The following is a 21,865-nucleotide window of genomic DNA, read 5'->3' as shown; positions in this document are numbered from 1 at the left end:
ATTTAAATGAATAACTTATGATTTTTCAACGGTTGGTTTAAAAGAGTAAGTTATTGATCTGATTCATAAATATTTCTGATCTTTCAGCAGTTAGGTTTTATTCAAATATTTTTGATGTGGAGACATGAAAAATGAACAATCAACGTGATGCTATTTTAGGTTATGCAGACGAACAACATGCATATTTTATTCGTCTGATTGAAAACAATACCGTACTTGGCAATAGCTATGGGCTCTTTTGTGAAAGTCCAGACAGTGAAAGTGCCGAGAGTATTATGACCACACTTTTCCTCAAGAAATCCTTCTGGTTAAATGGTTCAGAATTTAATGATATCGTGAAAGGCCTCAACCCAATTACTTGATCAAGAACACCCTAAAAATGATATTTGATTTAGAAAGAGCTTGGACTCCGCACGTCAACCCGCCAGCTCTTTAAATCATCTCCCGTGCAGTACCCGAGATATTGATAGAATAAAAATAATTGATGAAGAAAACGATATTTTTTATGATCGACAACAACAGAACCCACTTATTTTAATGCTAAGTGGGTTTTCTATAACAGAAATGGAACTTTATTAAATTTAAACGAATCTTTTATCGTCCACAGGCGCAACGAGTTTATAGATTTTTCCATCTGCTTCACTTTCAAACAGCCAATCTATATTTGGATGAATAATATGCCCTTCAACTTCGATATGTTCGACACGTTTAAAAAACGGAATATCCTGATCTTCGAGGTCATTTAACTGGGCCACGACAATAGACTCATTTTCTTCTTGATCTTTTACGATGACTGTAATCTTATCCATAACAGTTCTCCCAATAATCTTGTTCATAGGACTATGGGAAATTTTCTATAAATTGTCGATCAAATGGTTGTAACAAGAGTTATAAGTATTATAGTTTTATTCTTTAAAACGCTAAGTCATTGAAATTCACTCTAAAATCATGGTTTTTGTTAATATTGAATTAACCATTGGGTTACAATGAAGGGAGGAAACGTTTCAAAATAATTCCAAGCACAATGTAATCACTTAGATATCGATATATTCGCTTTATCGCGTTTTGAAGCCTCCAATCTTAGATCCAAACTTGCCTGATCAAATCCCTTTGATACCTGAGCAACGGCTATTTGCTTGCCACTTCCTCCGTAGTATTTTTCACTTTGGCTTTTTCTATCGGCTGTTGCTGCGGTTCTTTTTCTACATCATTTCTGAGTTCAAGATATTCCCGCGCATCCTCTCTACGATGGATACCGCCTAGCTTTAAGGCTTGTGTATCTACTTCCTCATTAATATTGGCTTTTTTCACCGATTGTTTAATAAGCGATTTTTTGCTTTTGTCCGTAGAGATCTGAGCAGCGGGAACAGGCTCTAAATTCTGTAACTTTGCAGATGCATCAGCAGCAAAAGTCACTGTTGATATAATAAAAATAACCACAGAACATAGTGTCTTTTTCATTCTCAAGCCCCAATAATTTTTAATTTTAGTGATGAATATTATCATGTTATGTTGTATCAATTGGCATAAAATTTAGCTTAATCTTTACCTAAATCCAGCTTTCCCCTATCTTTCAATCTGATTCGACGAAAAATAATTTATTCAGCTTATCCAGCAAGCTTTTGTATTGTTCACCTTGATCCAAGCCATGATTTTTATAATATTTACAGCAAAAAGCATAACGATCTCATTTATCTACTAAAGAGATCCACTGCTTATTCAATCGAATCAGATATTCTTGATTTCTTCTGCGAAGTCATCACTCCTAAAATAAGAGATAATTCTTTCGCCACTATGTTCATTTCGTATATCTAAAACGACATTTGGATCACTCTGGAACGTAAATTCAGGCGGAATATTGGCATGGATCGGCGCTAAGCGTTTTACCCCACCTTCCGTAATTTTTTCAATAAAACCTGCAAGCCACAACACAAATTCATCTTTATGCTTGTAGCTCGGAATTAAACTGATATCCAGAGTCATGCGTCGATCTTTGAGTGGCTGCTCAAATCCGTCAACAAAATCAATATAGTTATAAATTAGCTTCAGATCTGTATCGACAAGTTCTTTACGGATTTGTTTAATAATGAGATTCAGACAATCTTGTTTATTGTCCGTAAATCTATCATTTTCCTTAAATTTCCGATAAATATTTTCAGAAATTCTTAAATATTGAGGCATTTCTATTTCCTTTAGGTGCAAGCTGTTATTCTTATTTTGAGATGAAAACTATTTTTTAATTGTAAAGATTCCCACCTTACATGTAAGTAATACGAGGGTTCTGCAACCGCCTACACATTTTTTAATAGAATTGGCTTTATTCACTTTATTATTTTTAAAGAAAACGCTAAGCAAATAATAGACTTAGAGTAAGTCTATCAGTTACTTTGCAAGGTAGCTTAAATATTAATTATAGGGGTTTTCACGAAAGTAGAGTTGCTTCAAGATTTTTGAGAAATAACTCACCTTATCCAGATATTTCTTATCTGAGTAGATAATACCCATATTCAGGTTTACCTTAAAATCCTCTACCAGAACAGCCTCTAAATCATTGTTAGCCTTCATATAATGATCAAAAAATGGTTTCGGTAAAATACTTAAACCTTCATCATTTAAAATACTGTCTAATAAAAAATCTATTCCAAAGGCTTCTTTATTCACATCAAAACTTAACTGTTTTTCTTGCAAGACATCACTTAAAAGTTCTCTTAAGTAACATCCCTCAGGCGGCATGACCCACCCTTTTTTGCAACAACTCTCTAAATCGCTATATTGTTTAACGCCTACATTTTTAGACACGATGACCAACGGTACTGCACCAATATTTAAAAAAGATAAATGCGCTGGCAACTTGAAATTGGATGGCAACATGACAATCGCCAGCTCCAACTCCTTATTTTGCACCTGCTGGATCAGGCTTTGCGCTCTGCCCCCATAAATATCAAACTCTGTAGAAGATTGAGCAAATTTATACTTTTCATATAGATACTCAGACAGACCATCCATCAAGGTAATTGAAATACCGACTTTTACTTTTTCCTTAGACAGTCCAATTTCCTGTTCATATACACTTTCCAGCTTTTCAAGTTGTCCAAGAATATAACGCGCCTTGAAATAAACCTTCTCTCCCAGTTGTGTTAATCGTAACGGTCGACTTCTTCGATTAAATAGTTCTCCTTGCACTTTCTCTTCAAGCTGATTGATACGCTTGGTGATCGTGGATTGATTCACGTTCAACTCTTTAGACGTATCTGCCAAAGAAGAACTCTCGACAACATTGATGAAGGTTTCTAAATCTTTAATCTCTAACACTTTAATACTCATTAATTGCTTATGAAAATTTCAGATATTTCTCATGACTTCCTTATTGAAAACATAAGAAAGCACATGAAAATTCGTTATCTTCAAGATAATGGTGCACTTAAATAAGATTAGAATCCGCGATTGGATACATCTTCCTATGAATGAGGATGGTAATTACCAGTTGCCTCTTCGATGGTTAGTCACCCAACGATACATTCCCTGAATATTTGGTATTTTCATCGTACTAAAACCTGTCCAGCTTTGTACTTCAGGACTAAATTTTACGTTTCGATAGAGTTGATCCCATGACTGTCCTGCACGAACCAAATCTAAAACTTGTTGATGTAAATCGATAATGTAATGACGGAGTGCTATCTGATCTGCACGCGTGGCGGGCGTATAATGCCCAACATCAATAATATCCACATCCTGATTGATCACCCAATTCAACGTATCAATCCAGCCTGTGTAATAAAAATCTAAAAAATCATTGTAAGGCATGCTCTTACTTTCGCAGACATCCGTACATTGCAACGCTTTATATTTTGGGAAAAGAACCATCACCATACTGTCGGAATGGCTAGGTGCAACATAATGTAATAAGACTTCCTCACCTCCTAATGTGATTTTCATATCCTGATCAAAAACTTTATCGGGTAATGCAGTCGGTAATTTCTCTCCGACAATAGGTTCAACCGCGCGTTGATTTGCAATAATGGTTGCACCCGCATTTTTAAAGACTTGACCGCCACTGATATGATCTGCATGGGCATGGGTATACACCACATATTTCACAGGTACATTAAAGCGACTCTTGATCTCATCTTTTAACCAGGTAGATGTACATGTCATTGCTGGATCGATTACCAATGCACCTTCTTTGGTGATCAAGACAAGACCACTATGCACCGCTAGACCAGCACCTGTGGTATGACGATAAAGATTGCCCTTGACCTGTGTTAAAGCGCGGGGATTATCGGGGCATGCGGCCGCAGTAAAATCCGCCAGCACGGGTCGATTCTGATATGCAGACTGATCAAAAGTTTTGCCATTATCATGGGCAGCAACTGAAGTGACTGCACATGACATCAAAAGAAACATAAAAACTTTATTTGTCAAACTCTTACGGATCAGTTGATTTTTATATATACTCATTTATAAAAATCCCATCGATATACCTTTAAATAATTTAGCAACTTAAAGAAATTGACAGAACTCATAAAAATCACAATATACTGTTCTAAAAATAGCAACAATGATTTATAGGGCGAATGGAAAAACTCGACGATCTTTTATTATTTACTGAAGTTGTAGAACACGCAGGCTTTTCAGCAGCCGCGCGTAGCTTAGGCATACAACGCTCTAAATTAAGTCGACATATTGCTAATCTTGAAAATAGAATGGGCATTCGTTTGTTACATCGAAACACCCGAAATGTTGTTCTAACTCCAGCAGGTGAACAAGTCTATCACCATGCTGTAGAACTCAGACAGGCCGCACGCAATGCTTTTTCTGTCGCCTCAGACCTTTCCAGCACACCTCAAGGCATATTAAGAATCGGTTGCTCCTCCACGCTTGCTCAAGAAGCTTTGGTTCCAATTCTGAGTTTGTTTATGCAGGAATATCCTCAAATACGTGTCATTATCCATGTCGCAGATAGCAATATCGATCTGATCAGTTCCAAAGTTGATCTGGTTTTTCGCATCACATCAAAAGACCTAGAAGACTCGAGTTTAATTGTACGTCCAGTCTGCGCGATTCCGATGATACTGGTCGCAAGTAAAAACTATAACAACGGTAAAGTCCAAGTAGAACATCCGAGTGAACTGATAGCCTTTAACTATATAACACTAGGGATTCATGAAAATTATGTATTAAAGGACTTTGTCCACAAAAATGGTGAGGTATTGAACGTGCAACTTGAACCCTATTTAAGCTGCGGAAATATGTCTGTTATAAAGTCTGCTGTTAAAAATGGAATGGGAATTGCTGTTCTTCCGCATTACTTATGCATTGATGAATTAAGAGAAAATCAGTTTATTGAAGTGTTTAGTGCGCAATCGCACTGGTCATCCCCTGACTCTTTAATGAATGCACTGCTTCCCACACGACAAAATGTTCTACTGATCACAAAACTCTTTCTGGATTTTGCAATGCCATTGCTGCGTAACAAACTTACTCGATTCGATTTTGATGTAGAAAGTTTAAATACATAAACTTAAATCAATTTTACTGCGCGGATTCTTTAATTTACAGGAAAAATGGAATGGTTGTTTTGAGGTTGTTGAATATATATATGCATCGTTATACTAAAACGATACTATAGATTCATATATTGCAGGGCTCAATGGAAATGAATTTATCCTCGCAAGAACTACCAGTCGATAGTAGTGTTCTGGTCAGTTTAATCAAGCATATTCTAGATAATGCGGCGATGTTTCAGACCAGCCGCTCAGCCTTGCTGCTTGCCAGTGGCCTTGACGAGGAATTACTGATTGATCCCAATGCCTGTATTCCCCTGTACTATCTGGAACGTATGGTGAATTACTGCTATCAGCTCAACCATGATCCTCTGATTAGTATCAAACTGCTACAACAACTCGACCCTACGGCTTACGGGGTATTGGGACATTTAGTACCACTGAGTGGTACCTTGGGCGATGCCATCGAAATGATGCAGCGCTACCAGCAATTGATTGGAAGAATCGGTAGAATATCACTAAAAAGAAAATCTAATCTGGTCTATTGGGGCTGGGATTGCAACTCCCAAGATCCGATCTTTGTGCGCTGTGCAACAGAATATAATCTGGGCTACTGGTCTATGCTGGTACGGCTGATCAGGGACAATGGTTATCCCAATTTACTGGCGGTGCACTTTCATCATGAAATGACTGATAAAAATGATATTGCATTATTAAGTATTTATGAGCAAACATTTCAATGTCCTGTCTACTTCGGCATGCCTGAATCGGCCCTGATTCTGTCAGATAAAGCACTCAACCTGCCGTTAAAAACAATGAATGCTGCCTTATATGATAGTGTCGAGCAATTAGCGCGCAAACTTCTTGAACAAATGGCAATAAAAACCACCTTGATTGAACAGGTTAAGGCGCGTATTCGACTGATGCTTCATCAAGGAAAATCTTCTAGAAAAATGATTGCAATACAATTAGGAATGAACGAACGAACTTTAAGTCGCAACTTACAACAAGAAGGTAAAACCTATAGTCAGCTTTTAAATGAAGTCCGTTTGGAACTTGCAGAAAATTATCTTCAAGACAAGAAAAATACAGTTGAATCGATTACTAGATCTTTAGGCTTTAACACCAGTCATTCATTTATTAGCTGGTTTCGCACACTAACCACTTATACGCCTGGGCAATATCAAAAAAATTTATTGATGTATAAAAAGAAATAAGTCTAGCTCATGTATCAAGCTTAGTTTAAGTCACATTATTTTCCTCTCTATTTTGCCCTAAAAACACAATAAAGTGACCTGCTTCCGTTATTTTGTCTTCTGTCATTTAAGCTTATGCTGGGTAGGCCTATCATTAGGAAATGACATAGATGTGTAAATGGATTGCAATCTATAAGTCTGGTGAATAGCCAACCCTTTATTAGATATTAGCCATCATCTTTTACAAATAAAGTAAGTTTTAAATAGCGTACATCCAATACGGAGAAAGAAATGAACATCAGGATGAATCAACGTTCATATCGCAAATTTGCCTCAGCTTGTCTATTGGGACTGTTTATTTCAGGCTGTGGAAATGATCATCAGTCCTCTTCGGACACCTCTCCTTCCAAAGATCAAGATTGGCCGACTCAAAGCCTGCCAGCAAGTGCAGCAGTTAAGGTTGATGAAACACAATTCTTACCAACCCAGCTCATGCGTGAGTGGCATAAAGAACTCGATGCCTATGGTTTACGTACACCAGGTTCTGAATCACATGAAGCTTATACGCAGGATCTATATAAACGCTTGCAAAAAGCAGGTGTGAAAGATGTGCATCTTGAAGAGATCAAGATTAAGGTTTGGGAACCCACTTCATGGAATTTAGGGATTAGTTCTGGAATCAACCAATATGAAACCGTGAATGCATCTTATGTGCCGTATTCAGGTATTACGCCAGCTCAAGGCACCACTGCTGAACTTAAATATTTGACGCCAAGTCAATTAAAAAGTCTATTATCAGCATCTACAACCTTTGAGAGCCTAGCAGCAGAATACTCAGATAAAATCGTGCTTGTGGACTTTCCAACGCCAGCCTTAACCATCAGTTTTTATGCTGATAGAGCGGTAAGTACATACGACCCAGACAACACATTAAGCCCTTCAGATCCATTTAAACGTTCAGCAAATGGCATGGGTTCTGTTATTAATCTACTTAAAGGCTTTAAAGCAATTAATGCCAAAGGCATTGTTTTTATTGCTAATGATGCAGGCAGTAAAGAACTTGCTCAAATTTATGCACCGTTCTATGCCGAGGTTTATGGCTTACCAGGTTTTTATGTAGATATGGCAACAGGCGTCAAACTACGCCAAGAAGCCAATGCTAAACATACTGTTCAAATCAAACTGAATGCGACAGAAAGAGAAGTGACGACCAAAAATATCATCGGTACCATTGCTGGAAAAAGCGATGAGCTGGTTGTACTGAATAGCCATACCGATGGTACAAATGGTGTTGAGGACAATGGACCAAATGCAGTCATTGATATTGCCCAATATCTGACCCGACTTCCTCAAAAGTCTTTAGATCGAAGTGTCATGATCATGCTATCGACGGGCCATTTCTTTGCAGGCAGTGGCATCCGTAGTTTTCTGGATCAGCATAAAAATGATGGCATTGCGGATCGAATCAACGCTGCGATCACGATCGAACATTTGGGTATCAATGAATGGATTCCAAATGAGAAAGGTGTGCTCACTGCAACGGGTAAAAAAGAGTTTGGAGCTTTATTTACCTCTAATCAACCTGCCCTTGTCGAGTTATCTAAGCAATGGCCAGTCAATGCCAAAGCGGGTGCAACCTTTATCATGCCGCCATTACATCCAAATGGAAGCTATGCTGAAGATTCGGTCTGGCCGGGTGAAGGACACTATTTCTGGGGCGCGGGTGGTATTCCAACCATCAACTATCTCACAGGACCAGCGTACTTACTGAACTATGGTCTTGATACCGTAGATTTTGTTGATTTTGATTTGTTACATCGACAAACCGCAGCCTTTACCCAAATGACAATGGATCTAACTCGCGTACCGCGTAGCGAATTACCAAGAAGAGAAACTATTGCAAATTAAATAGTATTGAGTTTCTTCAATTATTCAATCTTAAAAATAAAAGGCATCAGATGATGTCTTTTATTATTTAAAGTCCTCATTTTTATTGTTGATTTTTAAAATCTTAGCGCACTATTTTTTATCTAAATAGATTGAAAATTTACTGAACTGACAAAGGGATATCATTAAATAGAGCTTTGGATAGAAATGAGATACTGAGTAAAAAATCTAGACTTCTATTTTTAATTTATTCTTATTGAATTAAAATCTTGTTATTTATATTCTTTTAATGAAACAAGAATTTCATACCATTATTCAAACATCCTCCTTCTATTGACTCCTTTTATACAATATTGATCAGCGCCCCAAACATCTACACTCACCAAATATTTTATAAACAAGTTGCGCAGGTGCATCTAGCGGATAAACCTGAGTATCCTTAAAGTAAAGGATTAAACCATTATCCAGCACGGTCAAGATTTTGTTCTTTATTCTCAATATCACGCCCTTTTTGATTAAGCTATTTAGCTTACCAGCAATCACGTCATATTGATAAAAGGAAACGATCTGCCCTAATTTTAAAGTATTTGGGTTAAATCGCTTATACTTCTTACATGTTTTACAAATCCATTCAATCATTAAAGACACCCTATAAAAAGAGTATTCATTATATAAAAACATAAAATAAAAAATTATCATTAGAACCATTTTAATTTGACAATTAATGTATTTAATGAAATGCAGGAATAAACCCAATATTAACCGTTATAATTTCCTTATAAAAAATAACAAATTAAATACGCTTAAGCATCTTGTTTATTATATTTTTTAATTACCAATAATTTTCAAACGCTTGGCTTCTAGGAAATAGATAAATATAAGCAAAAAAATTTAAATAATTCAATCGAATAATAATAGCAACAAAAAATTCCATGACTTTTGATCATGGAATTCATCTTATCATCGAGAATATAAGCTTCTCAATAACTCAATTATAGTTCCTTTATAAATCTATAGATACGGCCATCTTTTGGGTTTTCATAAAGAAGTTCCATATTTGGCAGAAGGATCTCTCCTTCAATTTCAATATGTTCTATTCTTTTAAATAAAGGGATTTCTTGATCATTCGCCTTTCGAATTAAGGCAACGGCTATGTTTTCAGCCTCAAATTGATCCTTTACTTTGATTTTTATATTGTTCATCAAATAACTCCATTTTAAAAATTGAAAAAAACTAAATAAATTAAAAAGATGTAATTGCCGAAAAAGCTAAAGGCATTGCAAAAAAAGTTAAAATAAAAGCAGCAGTTCGTTGCAAGTTAAGTTGATTTAGCCAAACGACTTTATTAGAAATCAACATGGTTCCAAAAGCAATCCATAAAAATGCAATTGGCGTAATCAGGGCTAAAAATGTTCCCATATGGATAAAATATTGATCTGGATTCAACCATGCTGTATGTGGAAAGACGGCTGAAGCAAATAATAACGCTTTCGGATTAAGCAGGGTTGCAACAAATAATGCCTTAGATGTAATCAATGGCTGATTTAAATCAATTTCTTTTGTTGAGGTTAACCAAAGCTTTACAGCTAAATAAATAATAAAAACAGCACTAAATAGCTTTAATAACGGAGGCAACCACGGTACTAAATGGGAAACAGACTCCAGTAAAAATCCCCAAGTTGTAATTGCAATAAGATAGCCTAAAACCTCAGATGGGATTAATTTAAGTGAATGCTTTACACCAACCTGAATTCCAGATGAAGCCAATAATGTATTCGTTGGACCTGGTGTAAGTAAAATCGTAATGATCAAACCAATGAATAAAAATGACACCATAGGCAAATTCCTTTGCTAAGTTTGCAAGCGAATATCGCAAATAAAAACAAAGTTTGTCGACTAAAGGGTTGTAACGAAAAATGTAGATCTTCTTGTTAAATATTAAAAAACAATAAGTTAAAAGCAAAAACCAATCAGGTGAAACTTTCCTTAACCTAGGTAAATATGTGATTAAAATCACAATTTAAAATTAAAACCCTCTCTGTAATTTAGTTATATTTCACACAATATTTTGATTCTCCAACAAAATTTAGCCTTATATCTGGTTATATATTTCTCTATTTCAAACAAATAGGTTGAATTCAGCCTGATAGAGCAGATTAGCATCATCAGGCCAAAAAATTTTTGTAAGTCTCTTGAGTAAAATTAACGGATCGTGCCAATGATGCTATCTGCCTGACTAGTCGCGCCTTTCTCTGCACTAATCTGAATAACACCACTACGGTGTGCCAGTACCTGCACTTCCATTTTCATGGCTTCCATAATGGCAACCACTTGGCCTTCGGTGACTTGCTCACCATTTTCGACTTTCCAAGCGCTCATCACACCATTAATTGGGGCAAGTAAATGCTCGGCACTTACTTCTGGCTCGGCTGTTTGTGCTTGAACTGCGCTTGCTGGGCCTTGTGCAAACATGCCCGCAGGTAAACCTAAACGATGTAACTTGCCATCAATTTCAATGTAGCTGAGTAGCATTGGTTGTTGATGGTTTGGAATACCACGTTTAGTCGGTTTCAACTCTTGTTTAAAGTCATTTTCGATCCAGCGCGTATGTACATTAAACTCATCGGTAAAGTCAGGTTCATTAAGTACTGCACGGTGAAAGTCTAAAACCGAAGCTACACCTTCAATTTTAAATTGCTTCAAAGCACGTTTAGCACGAGCAATTGCAATTTCACGAGTTGGACCAGTCACAATCAGCTTTGCCATGAGTGAGTCAAAGTGGCTAGACACTAAAGAGCCAGTCCGAACACCTGTGTCGACGCGTACACCGTGACCAAACGGCGCTTCAAATAAACTCAACACACCAAATGCAGGAATAAAACCACGTGCTGGATCTTCGGCATTAATACGAAACTCAATGGCATGTCCCTGCGCTTTTGGTGTTTCTTTAATAGAAAGCACTTCACCTTGCGCAACACGTATTTGCTCAACCACTAAATCGACTTTTGAGGTTTCTTCGGTCACTGGGTGCTCAACTTGCAAACGGGTGTTTACTTCTAAAAATGAAAGCTTGCCGTCACGACTCAGTAAATATTCAACTGTTCCCGCACCCACATAGTTTGCAGCCTGACAAATGTTTTTTGCCGAGCTTAAAATTTGCTGATAAATCTCATCGCTAATAAATGGTGCTGGGGCTTCTTCAACTAACTTCTGGTTACGACGTTGCAATGAACAATCGCGTGTACCTAGTACCACAATGTTGCCATGTTGGTCAGCTATTACTTGCGCTTCTACATGGCGGGGTTTATCAAGATATTGCTCGACAAAACATTCGCCACGGCCAAAAGCAGCTTTTGCCTCTCGTACTGCCGACTCATAAAGCTCTTGAACTTCTTCAAGTTTCCACGCGACTTTTAAGCCACGCCCGCCACCACCAAACGCAGCTTTAATAGCAATTGGTAAACCATATTGCTTGGCAAACTCTAAAGCTTCATCTGCACTATTGAGTGGATCTTGTGTACCCTGAACCAATGGTGCGCCTACCGAAGCGGCAATTTTACGCGCTTCGATTTTATCGCCTAGTTTTTCAATGGCACTTGGTGATGGCCCTACCCATTTTAAACCTGCATCAATCACGGCTTGGGCAAACTCAGCACGCTCAGATAAAAAGCCATAACCCGGATGCACCATCGTCGCTTTTGATTTTTTTGCAATTTCAATAATCGCAGGAATATTTAAATAAGTTTCACTGGCAGTCGCACCAGCCAAGCCCCATGCTTCATCTGCAAGTTCCACATGCATGCTGCCAATGTCGTCATCTGCATATAACGCGACCGAAGAAATTCCCATGTCACGACAGGCATGAATAATACGAACGGCAATTTCACCACGATTCGCAATCAATAATTTTTCTGTATTCATCATTCATTCTCAAAATCTGTAAATTCGGCAATTTTTTTAAATTTGATGCGGCAACCTGCTGGAATCTGTGCCACCAAGTCCCAATGGTGTTTAGCAACAGAAGCAATGACTGGATATCCACCCGTTAAAGGGTGATCATTCATAAATAAAACGGGCTGCCCACTCGGTGGAATCTGCAAAGCACCAATACATGTGCCTTCACTTTCCAGTTCATGGATAATTTTGCGAGTTAAAGGCTCTGCACCTGAAAGTCTTAGCCCGACTCGGTTGCTTTCATTGGTTACCAGCCACTCTTGCTGACAGAGCAGTTCAATACTGTCTTGTTCGAACCAGTCTGTACGCGGCCCCATTACAATATCTAGCTCAACGACTTCGCCAGCTTGTGGCAAGTCACTTTTGCCCACTTCATTTAGGCTAATGTTGGCAGCCTTCACCTGTCCTTGGTAAATGGTATCTCCAAGCTTTAAAGGTTCTGGCCCTAACACCGCCAAGCTGTCAAATGAAGCACTATTGAGCACTGGTTCAACATCGATGCCACCACGAACTGCCAAATAGTTTCTTAAACCTGCTGTTGGTGGCTGAATTTGAAATTCATCACCTTTATCCAGATCAATCGGTTGATAGCTTGCAAAGTCTGCGGTTTGACCGTCAGCAAATTTCACACGAATATTTGAAATGGCACCTGCCACCGCAATAACGCCCGCAAGCTGCATTTTGGCTTTTAAGCCACCATTTAAAACTTCAATGACAGGTGTATCGGTTGGGTTCCCCACAATACGGTTAGCACTATGCATGGCAGATAAATCCATTGCACCCGCCACGCCAACACCAATATTAGTCTGATTTAAGCGCCCTTCATCTTGAATGAGCATCTGTAGACTTGGTGCAGTAATCGTAAACAGTGGCACAGATCGTTTCGGCTCAACTGTACGGCTAATTTGCTGCGGTACATTTACGGTTGTAGGCTGATGCGTAACATCCTCAAAATGTACAGTCATACCTGGTAACAGCAAAGCAGGATTTTTACGCTCTAAATCCCACATTTTTTCTGATGTTGTACCAATCAGTTGCCAGCCACCCGGACTGTCTTTTGGATAAATACCAGAGTATTTTCCAGCCAAACCCAAAGAGCCTGACGGTATTTTTTTACGTGGAACCGTTAAGCGTGGAATATCGGTAAAAGGCTTATCGGGACTGCTCATATAAGCAAAGCCCGGCGCAAAACCAATAAAAGCGACATTCCACACGCTTTGGTGATGTTTTCTAATCACATCGGCAACAGACAACCCTTGTAACTCGGCAACTTGCGCAAGGTCTTCACCGTCGTAACGAATCGGCACAATCACTTCTTGGCCGCTACGCTCAAATCCAGAATCAACTTTAAGGCTCTGAATTGAAGCGACCAGTGTTTTAAAGTTGGTTTCAATCTCGTTGAAAAAAACCAAAATTGTTTTTGCAGCGGGGACTAAGTCTTTAATTCCATTCAATTGCGTATTTTGCAATTTATTGTACAACGCCAAAGTTTCCTCTAAGCTCGCAAGCTCAATCAGAAAACAATCGGCGTTTACCGATAAAAAACGCATTTGCTTATCCTTTTAATTCTTCTTTAGCTCAATTAGCCAATCCAAGCACGGTCAGGAATGTCGGTAATAAACATATGACCCGGTGCATGACTAATGGCAAAAGGAATTTTCGAGTTCATCACCGCAGCTTGCGGTGTTACGCCACATGCCCAAAACACCGGAATTTCACCCGCCTCAATACGAGAAGCATCACCAAAGTCGGGTTTATTTACATCCTTAATACCTAAGCTTTCAGGGTACCCAATATGTACAGGTGCACCATGCACGCTTGGCATACGTGATGTAATTTTTACCGCTTCACTAATTTGATGCGATGGAATTGGTCGCATGGAAACCACCATATTTCCAGAAATACGCCCTGCCGATTGGCACTGAATATTGCTCAAATACATCGGTACATTGGTATCGTCATGAATATGGCGAACTTCAATACCCGCTTCTTGCAAAGCTGTTTCAAACGAAAAACTACAGCCAATTAAGAAAGTCACCAAATCAGGATGGGCGTTGTAAATCTCGCTCGCATCGGTCACTTCATCAACCATTTCCCCATCTTTCCAAATGCGATAGCGCGGGAAGTCAGTTCGAATGTCTGAGTCTGTCGCAAGCTTAGTTGCGTAGATGCCTTCTTCGAGCACATCAAGTACTGGGCAGCTTTGCGGATTACGATGTGCATAGAGTAAAAAGTCATATGCCCACTCTTTTGGCACCGAAATCATATTGACCTGAGTCATACCCGCTGCCATGCCTGCCGTTGGTTTATCAAAACCTGCACGAATTTTTAAACGCGCATCTAAAGCGGCTTCAAGTTGAGCTGGGTCGACTTTAATATCCTTATACATGGTGCTCATCCTTATGCTTTGTTTACAAATGGGCGGATTTCAATATTGTTTTTTACAAGCTCGGCTTTAATGGCTGCCGACATCTCTAATGCACCATCGGTGTCGCCATGTAAACAAATGGTGTCGGCCTGAATTGGCGTAAAGACACCATCAATTGACTCTACCCCACCATTTTTAAGCATAGACACCACACGGCTCGCCACAAATGCAGAATCGTGTAAAACCGCACCTTCTAGACGACGAGACACCAGTGAACCATCGCTGTTATAAGCGCGGTCTGCAAATGCTTCAGATACCACTTTTAAGCCAGCCGCACGTGCCTGCTCGACTAAGTTCGATCCCGCCAAAGCCACTAAAACCAATTCAGGGTTATACATTTTAATCGCATCAATCACTGCGGCTGCCTGAGCTTGGTCATGTGCAATGGTGTTGTAGAGTGCGCCGTGTGGTTTAACGTACTGCACTTTTGAACCTGCTACTTTAGCCAAGCCATCGAGTGCAGAAATTTGATAAAGCACATCGGCAATCAGTTCATCACGCGACACATCCATATTACGGCGGCCAAAACCAACAAGGTCTGGATAAGACACATGAGCACCAATGGTCACACCAAGCTCAACTGCTTTACGAACCGTTTTTAAAATACCGAGCGGGTCGCCAGCATGGAAGCCACACGCAATATTAGCGCTGGTCACAACAGGTAATATCTGATCATCATTACCCATTTTCCATGAGCCAAAGCTTTCACCCAAATCACTATTTAAATCTACAAACATGGCATTATTCCTTTATCTCTTCACGTCGTCTGGCTTAAAGCTTGGTCAAATAGTTAAACACGGTTGTAAATGACATATAACCCATCCACCACGTCAACAGACATGTTAACCCACCCAAAATAAGTAACCATTTTGGATAGTTATAATTACCCATTAAATCTTTTCGGCAAGCAGCAACATACACAAAAATTGTAAGACCAATTGGCAGCACCAAACCGTTAAAACCACCTACAAAAATGAGTAGACCCGCTGGAGTTGCACCCAATAATACATAGAGCAATAAAGCCAATGCGATAAAGGTAATGGTCGTATAATTGCTTTGCTTTGGTGTTAAGTTCTTTTTAAACGCAGTAAAGAATGATACTGATGTATATGCTGCGCCAATGGTGCTACTAATACCCGCTGCCCAGAAAATTAAACCGAATAATTTAAAACCAAATGTACCCGCTGCATATTGGAATGCTTGCGCTGCTGGATTAGCGTCATGGCTGGCTAAATCAATCGTTGCACCGCTCACCACCACACCTAAAAACGCTAAAAACAATACGTAGCGCATGATACCAACCACGACAATGCCCTTGGTCGCAGCTTTCGCAACTTCATCAATATTTTCAGGGCCAACCGCGCCTTTATCAAGTAAACGGTGTGCACCCGCATAGCAGATATAGCCACCCACTGTACCGCCGACAATGGTGGTAATAATGGCAAAGTCGATCTGATCTGGCGCAAAGGTTTGCTGTACCGCTTGCCCAACAGGAGGCATCACAATGACTGCGACGATGATGATCAGGATGATTTTCAGCAATCCCAACACGATCATGCTTTTATCCATGGCAAGCGTGGCTTTTCTTGATGCAAAAATCAAAATGGCTAACGCACCACTTAAGATACCGCCCCACTTTGTGTCTAGGCCAAAAAGTGCATTTAAACCTAAAGCTGCACCTGCAATATTACCAACACTAAAGAAAAAACCGCCCAAAATCACCAGAAAAGCCAGTAAATAACCACTACCTGGTAATGCTTTATTGGCAATGTCTGATGCACGCATTTGCGTCAGTGTGACCACTCGCCAAATATTTTGTTGAACTACATAATCAATCAGAATGGAAACTAAAATGGCGAAGCCGAATGCTGCGCCTAACTTGACTGTAAATACAGCGGTTTGAGTTAAAAATCCTGGCCCCATTGCTGAGGTCGCCATCATAAAGATCGAGGCGACAATGGCCCATTGGCGATCTGATAAAAAAGAAGATTTCAGTAAAGACATATTGAATGCGTTCCTCATCCATTTGAGCTTCATAACGCTATTTTTAATTTGATTCAGAAGTATCATTTTTGACCAATGATCTTCTTCAATCCTTTTCAATAACCAAGATTCTCTGTTCCTGAATGACCACATGAGTTCATCAAATCTTGTATTTAAGATAAAAATACAGCACAGCCAGCTGAACAATACGACTTTTTACATCAACCTTTAAACTCAAGTTTTTGAATTTTAAATATTTTTATTTTCAATATCTTTAATGATAAATTTTACTTATCACGTTCTATAAGCTGTGTTTATCATTGGGCAAATAAGCAATGTTTATAAGAATGAGAAAAAGAACTGGAAAATGCCGCCAATCATTTAGGCCTTAATCTGCGCATTCAGTCTTTTCATAGCACTATCCGACACCATCACCGCAACGTCAGTTAATTTTTCTTTCAAGGCCACATCGTTGCCATGAATATACACCGAGGTAAAGTGGAAGGTCTTTAGGCGAATCGGCGTATTTAAGATTTCCAGCCGACCGTCAGTGACCTCCTTCAAGGCGGTTAAGGTCGGCACAACGGCGATGCCCAAACCTTGCTCAGCAAGACGTAGCAGTGTTGCCAAGGAGTAACTGGTAATTGAAAGTGGTTCATCAATGCCTTGTTCCTTCATTTTTGCTTTGAGTTCTTTATAGGGATAAGTAATTTTTGGATAGGTCAAAATGGTATGAGACATTAATGTCTTAAATGACATTTGCCCAATTCCACCTTTAAACGAAGGTGAAGCTAAAAAACTCAGTTCAAAATTACACAGTGCCTGTTCGATACATTCAAAGGCTAAGGTTGGTCCAAGTAAAAAAGCCATATCCAAATCACCTGTTCGTACACCTTCCTGTAAGTTAGGCGTCAGATCGACCACAATTTCGACTGAAACTTTGGGGAATTCTTGCTGAACCTTTTCGATATATTCAACTAGCCATGTATAAACAATAGTTTCCGATACACCCAAGCGAATTGTGCCAGTCAAATGCTGGTTTTCAGTCAGCTCAGCCACTAGATCCGTCTCTAGGCGCATAAACTTTTCAGCATACTTAAATAAAGTCATGCCCTTATGCGTTGGTTTAAACTGACGAAAACTACGATCTAGAATTTTAAAACCAAGATCGTTTTCAAGTGCTGTGATTTTCTGGGATACCGCAGGCTGCGTGGTTTGTAATTTTGTTGCAGCCTTATTAAAGCTATTTAAAGTCACCACCCAATAAAATGCTTCCAGATTCTTTAAATTCACGCTTAATCCTGTGTCGTCTCTCCCTAACCCACCTGATAGTATGAGAGTTACACCCCTGATGACGCTAGGCATTTATTGAATTTTATGAGGATGACCTTCAGTGAGTGCTTATTTCACAGTCACAAAGATAATATCCAGATCATTTTTGGGAATGAAATTGTGCTTGATCATCTGGAATCGGGTTGGGCTAATTTTTTCGACGCTTCCCTTCCAGCAAAAAGACACCAGCTCGTTTTTATCACGCTCAACCGTCAATTTAAACTTTTCAATCGGCTTGGCCCAGTTTGCTCCAGTCCTCAGGATATAGCTCAAGGCACTAAACGGCGAATGTTCTGCACTGGCTTTTTTTAGTCCCCGTTTAAATTGGGTGTCCATACAAAATTTTTGATTATATTCATCTGGATATAACGCAACAGAACCACCGACCAATGGTTGATATGTATGCTGAATCTTGGTCAATGCATTGGCTTTAAAAGTCTGTTTCCAACTATAAATCACTTGAGATGACCACGGAATCACATCATCTTTTTGGAAATTGGCCATAATTTTTTGTATTTGTGGCTGCTTACATTGTCTCAATTTATCTTGATAATATTCATAATCATCGTTATTTCTCGCCCAAGGATTGAGCATATCGGTCTGACTAAAGCCACATTGTTTAAATGCATCCGTCGTATCAATGAGCGGCGACGTTTCATCCTTTTGAATAAATGTTCGCACATGCATTTCAGGTTTTATATTTTTTCCATCGACAATAATCTTAAAACTTTTTAGAAGCTGCTCGGTATGCGCAAAATCCGCTTCAAAGAAATTATCGATACGCGGCAAGGGAAATAACACGGTTTCAGTAATATCTTTCTTACTTAAATTGTTATAAACATAATCAACCTTGATCAGCTTTTTGCTAATAAACAGGTCTTCACTTTGCATCGCAATCTGTGCATTTTTAAGATATTGAATGCCGCCTGTCCCAACATAGCCCGTAGAATCATTGGCAAGACTAGATGTTGATAATGGAGCTAAACAAACCAAAGCTACTGCAATTTTTTTCATTTTTTTAACTGCTCTATGGGAACTTGTTCTTATCAGATATTCATTAGAATCATAGCGTTTATAGAACAATAATGTGAAATTTTTATTGTGATGGATGAGAGAACATCATTTCTATACAGTGAATGTGAATTTTCAATATTCAAGATATTTCATTGAATGCGATCAGTGCAGCATTCCGCACCCAAGAAGAGATTTTACAATGATTCAATAAAACAATGTCCTGCCAGCGAAAGGAAGAGTATAACGTCTCGCGCTACACTCCTCCTGTTATGCTTAATCGATAATCTTATTCAGTTCCCAACGATTCGCACGCTTGAATGTGCCGAGGTCATTGAATCTAACCCCCATATCGCGCATCACCTGATGAGCAACGGATGCAGTCATCTGTCGAAGATAAAAAGGCTCTTTAATCACAAAATGATGGATTGCATGGGTTGAACCAAAATTACAGCAGAATAACTGGAACGGTAGCATCCACCACGGAGTCAACACCTGCGTCTGCTGAATCACATTGCCCAATTCAACATCACCATAATAATGCATATTACTGGTGACAAAGTGCAGGCAAAAAGTCCGTAAGACATTTGGGGCAATCCATACCACGGTCAAAATATTAATCACGTGCATGACTTGTAATGTCGTTGCTGACCATACAATCGGTGCATCAACAATACTTGAAATCGCATTCAGGGCATGGAAACCTAGAAACACATACCAAATTGACCAGTGAATGATACCCAAAGGAAAATAGGCAGCTAAACTCCGCTTAATCACCATTTTTCGGAGATGACTGTCTTTCAGCTTAAATACTCTAAATAAAACAGATAGCCCATTATCGCCCGTAGCAAAAAAGCGCAGTACCCCCCATTGCTCACCATTCCATAATGCTCTTTCCTCAACATCTTTTTCTGTACCTGAACATTTATGATGATTGAAATGCAGTTCTCGACGTAACCACGGATTAATGGTACTTGGTCGAGCCAGCCAAACCAACCCCATCATTAAATGATGTGCCCACGGTTTTTTACGAAAATACATCCAGTGAATCAGGTCATGTTCTAATTCATGGGTGAAAGAAGCAAAAAATGCAATCAGCGGAATAGTCCACCATACGGATAGTTGTTGTGTGATGTAAAAATAGGCGGTAGCGCCCATTCCGAGTAAAGAAAATAATAGAATTAAAGCGCCAATGGTATTTTGATGATTTAAAACAGAATAGCGTTTTCTCAATCTAACGCCTTCGTCCATAACGACACGTTTAATATGTTCTGTTTTTTCGGTATCAGTCATACCTGCTGGATCTTTGTATACGTAGCTCATCATCGTTCCTCGATGTTCTTATGACTCTACTGTATTTAGATCGGTGATTTGATGCTTAACCCGAAACGCCAATTTATTGGCTATAGATGCCAATTCATGATTGTCAGCAGAATTGAATAAAAAAATGATGAAAAAAACCTTATACTCAGTTCAAGAATGAGAATTAAACGTTATAGGACATGACATGCCACAGACGGCGACAGCATTGACAAGTTGGGTAAAAGCAATTCAAAAAGCCCTTGAAAAAGCAGGTTGTGATAGTAAAAGTTTAATTGAACAGGCTGGACTGGATATACAGGCGCTGAATGATCCGAATGCCCGCTACTCTCTGCAACAAACCGCACGTTTATGGCAACTGGCAACCGCGGCAACACAAGATTCATGTTTTGGGCTTAAAGTTGCCAATCAGGTCAATCAACATACCTTCCATGTTCTGGGACATTCTTTGGCGACCAGTACCACACTCAAAGAGATGTTTATCCGAATCATCAGATATTTTCGTTTGGTAACGGACATTCCAGAACTGGAGTTCTATGGCAAAGACCAGAATCATTACTTCATCATCCATGTTCCAGATGAAGTTCAGTATGAATCAATCGATGCTTTTATTTCCGTGTTTATCCGTTCATGCAGAGCGTTGCAAGGATCACTTTTTTCACCGTTACGGATCGAGTTAAGACGTTCTGAGCCCAGTGATCTCGAAACATATCGCAGTATTATCAAAGCCCCTCTTATTTTCAATGCACCCCAAGACATGATTGTTTTTGATACGGCGACGATAGAACTTCCGCTGGAAGGTGCAAATCCGATCCTGTCACAGGAATATGATGAAATTATCATGCGCTATTTGGCTCGTTTCGATAAGGAAAATATTCAGGCAAGGATCAAGGTAAAAATTATTGAAAATCTCGCGGCAGGAGAAATACAGCAACAAGAGATTGCTAAAAGTCTCGGGCTGAGCACGCGTAGTCTGCAACGAAAACTGTCTTTAGAAAATACCTCATACAGTGAAATTTTGGATAAGACGCGGCAGGAACTGGCAAGCTCTTATATCAAAAATAATTCTTATAGTATTACTGAGATTGCCTATATTCTCGGCTTTACAGATGTCAGCAGTTTTACACGGGCATTTCGTCGCTGGACCGATTGCTCTCCACTGCACTATCGTGAAAATCTCTCCAAAAGCTGATTTTTTCCCTCTTAAAATAAAAAAGATACATCGATTGCGATGTATCTTTTTTCAAGGT

The 21,865-nt window shown here is 39.1% G+C and carries 20 protein-coding genes and 1 pseudogene; 5 read left to right on the top strand and 16 right to left on the bottom strand.

What is annotated here, in order from left to right; genetic code table 11:
* The first annotated feature begins 131 nt into the window (after nt 1-131).
* Nucleotides 132-362, top strand: a complete 231-nt coding sequence (locus EC846_RS07215; RefSeq protein WP_004770535.1) for a hypothetical protein — start codon at nt 132-134, stop codon at nt 360-362.
* A gap of 219 nt (nt 363-581) precedes the next feature.
* Here the strand turns inward: EC846_RS07215 and EC846_RS07210 are convergent, their stop codons facing one another.
* The 5 genes from EC846_RS07210 to EC846_RS07190 all read right to left on the bottom strand — a co-directional run bounded on the left by EC846_RS07210 (nt 582) and on the right by EC846_RS07190 (nt 4,458).
* The gene (locus EC846_RS07210; RefSeq protein WP_004770538.1) at nt 582-809 is read right to left on the bottom strand and encodes a hypothetical protein; all 228 of its coding nucleotides are present in this window, start codon (nt 807-809) and stop codon (nt 582-584) included.
* 319 nt (nt 810-1,128) lie between these two features.
* Nucleotides 1,129-1,461, bottom strand: coding sequence for a hypothetical protein (locus EC846_RS07205; RefSeq protein WP_123774691.1), 333 nt, complete (start codon nt 1,459-1,461; stop codon nt 1,129-1,131).
* 267 nt (nt 1,462-1,728) lie between these two features.
* Nucleotides 1,729-2,181, bottom strand: a complete 453-nt coding sequence (locus tag EC846_RS07200; protein WP_047428846.1) for a hypothetical protein — start codon at nt 2,179-2,181, stop codon at nt 1,729-1,731.
* Between the two features lie 225 nt (nt 2,182-2,406).
* Complete coding sequence (locus EC846_RS07195) at nt 2,407-3,312, bottom strand: LysR family transcriptional regulator (RefSeq protein ID WP_228200668.1); 906 nt, start codon at nt 3,310-3,312, stop codon at nt 2,407-2,409.
* A gap of 165 nt (nt 3,313-3,477) precedes the next feature.
* Nucleotides 3,478-4,458: an MBL fold metallo-hydrolase gene (locus EC846_RS07190; RefSeq protein ID WP_123774689.1), complete on the bottom strand. Its 981-nt coding sequence runs from the start codon at nt 4,456-4,458 to the stop codon at nt 3,478-3,480.
* Between the two features lie 116 nt (nt 4,459-4,574).
* On the opposite strand from EC846_RS07190, the gene EC846_RS07185 reads away from it, so the two are divergent.
* The 3 genes from EC846_RS07185 (at nt 4,575) to EC846_RS07175 (ending at nt 8,608) form a co-directional block, all read left to right on the top strand.
* Nucleotides 4,575-5,519, top strand: coding sequence for a LysR family transcriptional regulator (locus EC846_RS07185; RefSeq protein ID WP_123774688.1), 945 nt, complete (start codon nt 4,575-4,577; stop codon nt 5,517-5,519).
* A gap of 131 nt (nt 5,520-5,650) precedes the next feature.
* On the top strand, nt 5,651-6,721 hold the full coding sequence (locus tag EC846_RS07180) for an AraC family transcriptional regulator (RefSeq protein ID WP_123774687.1): 1,071 nt from the start codon (nt 5,651-5,653) through the stop codon (nt 6,719-6,721).
* 282 nt (nt 6,722-7,003) lie between these two features.
* On the top strand, nt 7,004-8,608 hold the full coding sequence (locus tag EC846_RS07175) for a M28 family peptidase (RefSeq protein WP_171409997.1): 1,605 nt from the start codon (nt 7,004-7,006) through the stop codon (nt 8,606-8,608).
* Nucleotides 8,609-8,944: 336 nt separating this feature from the next.
* Here the strand turns inward: EC846_RS07175 and EC846_RS07170 are convergent, their stop codons facing one another.
* From EC846_RS07170 to EC846_RS07120, 11 genes and pseudogenes are all read right to left on the bottom strand, one after another.
* Nucleotides 8,945-9,226: a hypothetical protein gene (locus EC846_RS07170; protein ID WP_123774685.1), complete on the bottom strand. Its 282-nt coding sequence runs from the start codon at nt 9,224-9,226 to the stop codon at nt 8,945-8,947.
* Nucleotides 9,227-9,579: 353 nt separating this feature from the next.
* Nucleotides 9,580-9,789, bottom strand: a complete 210-nt coding sequence (locus EC846_RS07165) for a hypothetical protein (protein WP_123774684.1) — start codon at nt 9,787-9,789, stop codon at nt 9,580-9,582.
* Between the two features lie 40 nt (nt 9,790-9,829).
* Nucleotides 9,830-10,423 (bottom strand): LysE family translocator, encoded by a 594-nt coding sequence (locus EC846_RS07160; RefSeq protein ID WP_123774683.1) that lies wholly within the window; start codon nt 10,421-10,423, stop codon nt 9,830-9,832.
* A 366-nt stretch (nt 10,424-10,789) separates the two neighbouring features.
* On the bottom strand, nt 10,790-12,508 hold the full coding sequence (locus EC846_RS07155) for an acetyl/propionyl/methylcrotonyl-CoA carboxylase subunit alpha (RefSeq protein WP_123774934.1): 1,719 nt from the start codon (nt 12,506-12,508) through the stop codon (nt 10,790-10,792).
* On the bottom strand, nt 12,508-14,091 hold the full coding sequence (locus tag EC846_RS07150) for an urea amidolyase family protein (RefSeq protein WP_123774682.1): 1,584 nt from the start codon (nt 14,089-14,091) through the stop codon (nt 12,508-12,510). The genes EC846_RS07155 and EC846_RS07150 overlap by 1 nt, the downstream gene beginning before the upstream one ends.
* Before the next feature lie 32 nt (nt 14,092-14,123).
* Nucleotides 14,124-14,939, bottom strand: a complete 816-nt coding sequence (locus tag EC846_RS07145; RefSeq protein WP_123774681.1) for a putative hydro-lyase — start codon at nt 14,937-14,939, stop codon at nt 14,124-14,126.
* Nucleotides 14,940-14,941: 2 nt separating this feature from the next.
* A complete protein-coding gene (locus EC846_RS07140; RefSeq protein WP_004770563.1) occupies nt 14,942-15,706 on the bottom strand; it encodes a LamB/YcsF family protein in 765 nt (254 codons plus the stop codon).
* A gap of 34 nt (nt 15,707-15,740) precedes the next feature.
* Nucleotides 15,741-16,995: pseudogene (locus EC846_RS07135) on the bottom strand (NRAMP family divalent metal transporter).
* 338 nt (nt 16,996-17,333) lie between these two features.
* Nucleotides 17,334-18,245, bottom strand: a complete 912-nt coding sequence (gene mumR / locus EC846_RS07130; protein WP_123774679.1) for a LysR family transcriptional regulator MumR — start codon at nt 18,243-18,245, stop codon at nt 17,334-17,336.
* Between the two features lie 108 nt (nt 18,246-18,353).
* On the bottom strand, nt 18,354-19,298 hold the full coding sequence (locus tag EC846_RS07125; RefSeq protein ID WP_123774678.1) for a DUF4424 family protein: 945 nt from the start codon (nt 19,296-19,298) through the stop codon (nt 18,354-18,356).
* Between the two features lie 273 nt (nt 19,299-19,571).
* A complete protein-coding gene (locus EC846_RS07120) occupies nt 19,572-20,588 on the bottom strand; it encodes a fatty acid desaturase (RefSeq protein ID WP_123774933.1) in 1,017 nt (338 codons plus the stop codon).
* A 214-nt stretch (nt 20,589-20,802) separates the two neighbouring features.
* On the opposite strand from EC846_RS07120, the gene EC846_RS07115 reads away from it, so the two are divergent.
* A complete protein-coding gene (locus tag EC846_RS07115) occupies nt 20,803-21,807 on the top strand; it encodes an AraC family transcriptional regulator (RefSeq protein ID WP_123774677.1) in 1,005 nt (334 codons plus the stop codon).
* Nucleotides 21,808-21,865: the final 58 nt, after the last annotated feature.

Source organism: Acinetobacter sp. BIGb0102 (assembly GCF_003815055.1).
Lineage (GTDB): Bacteria > Pseudomonadota > Gammaproteobacteria > Pseudomonadales > Moraxellaceae > Acinetobacter > Acinetobacter vivianii.
This window is presented reverse-complemented; position numbering and strand designations above follow the sequence as displayed.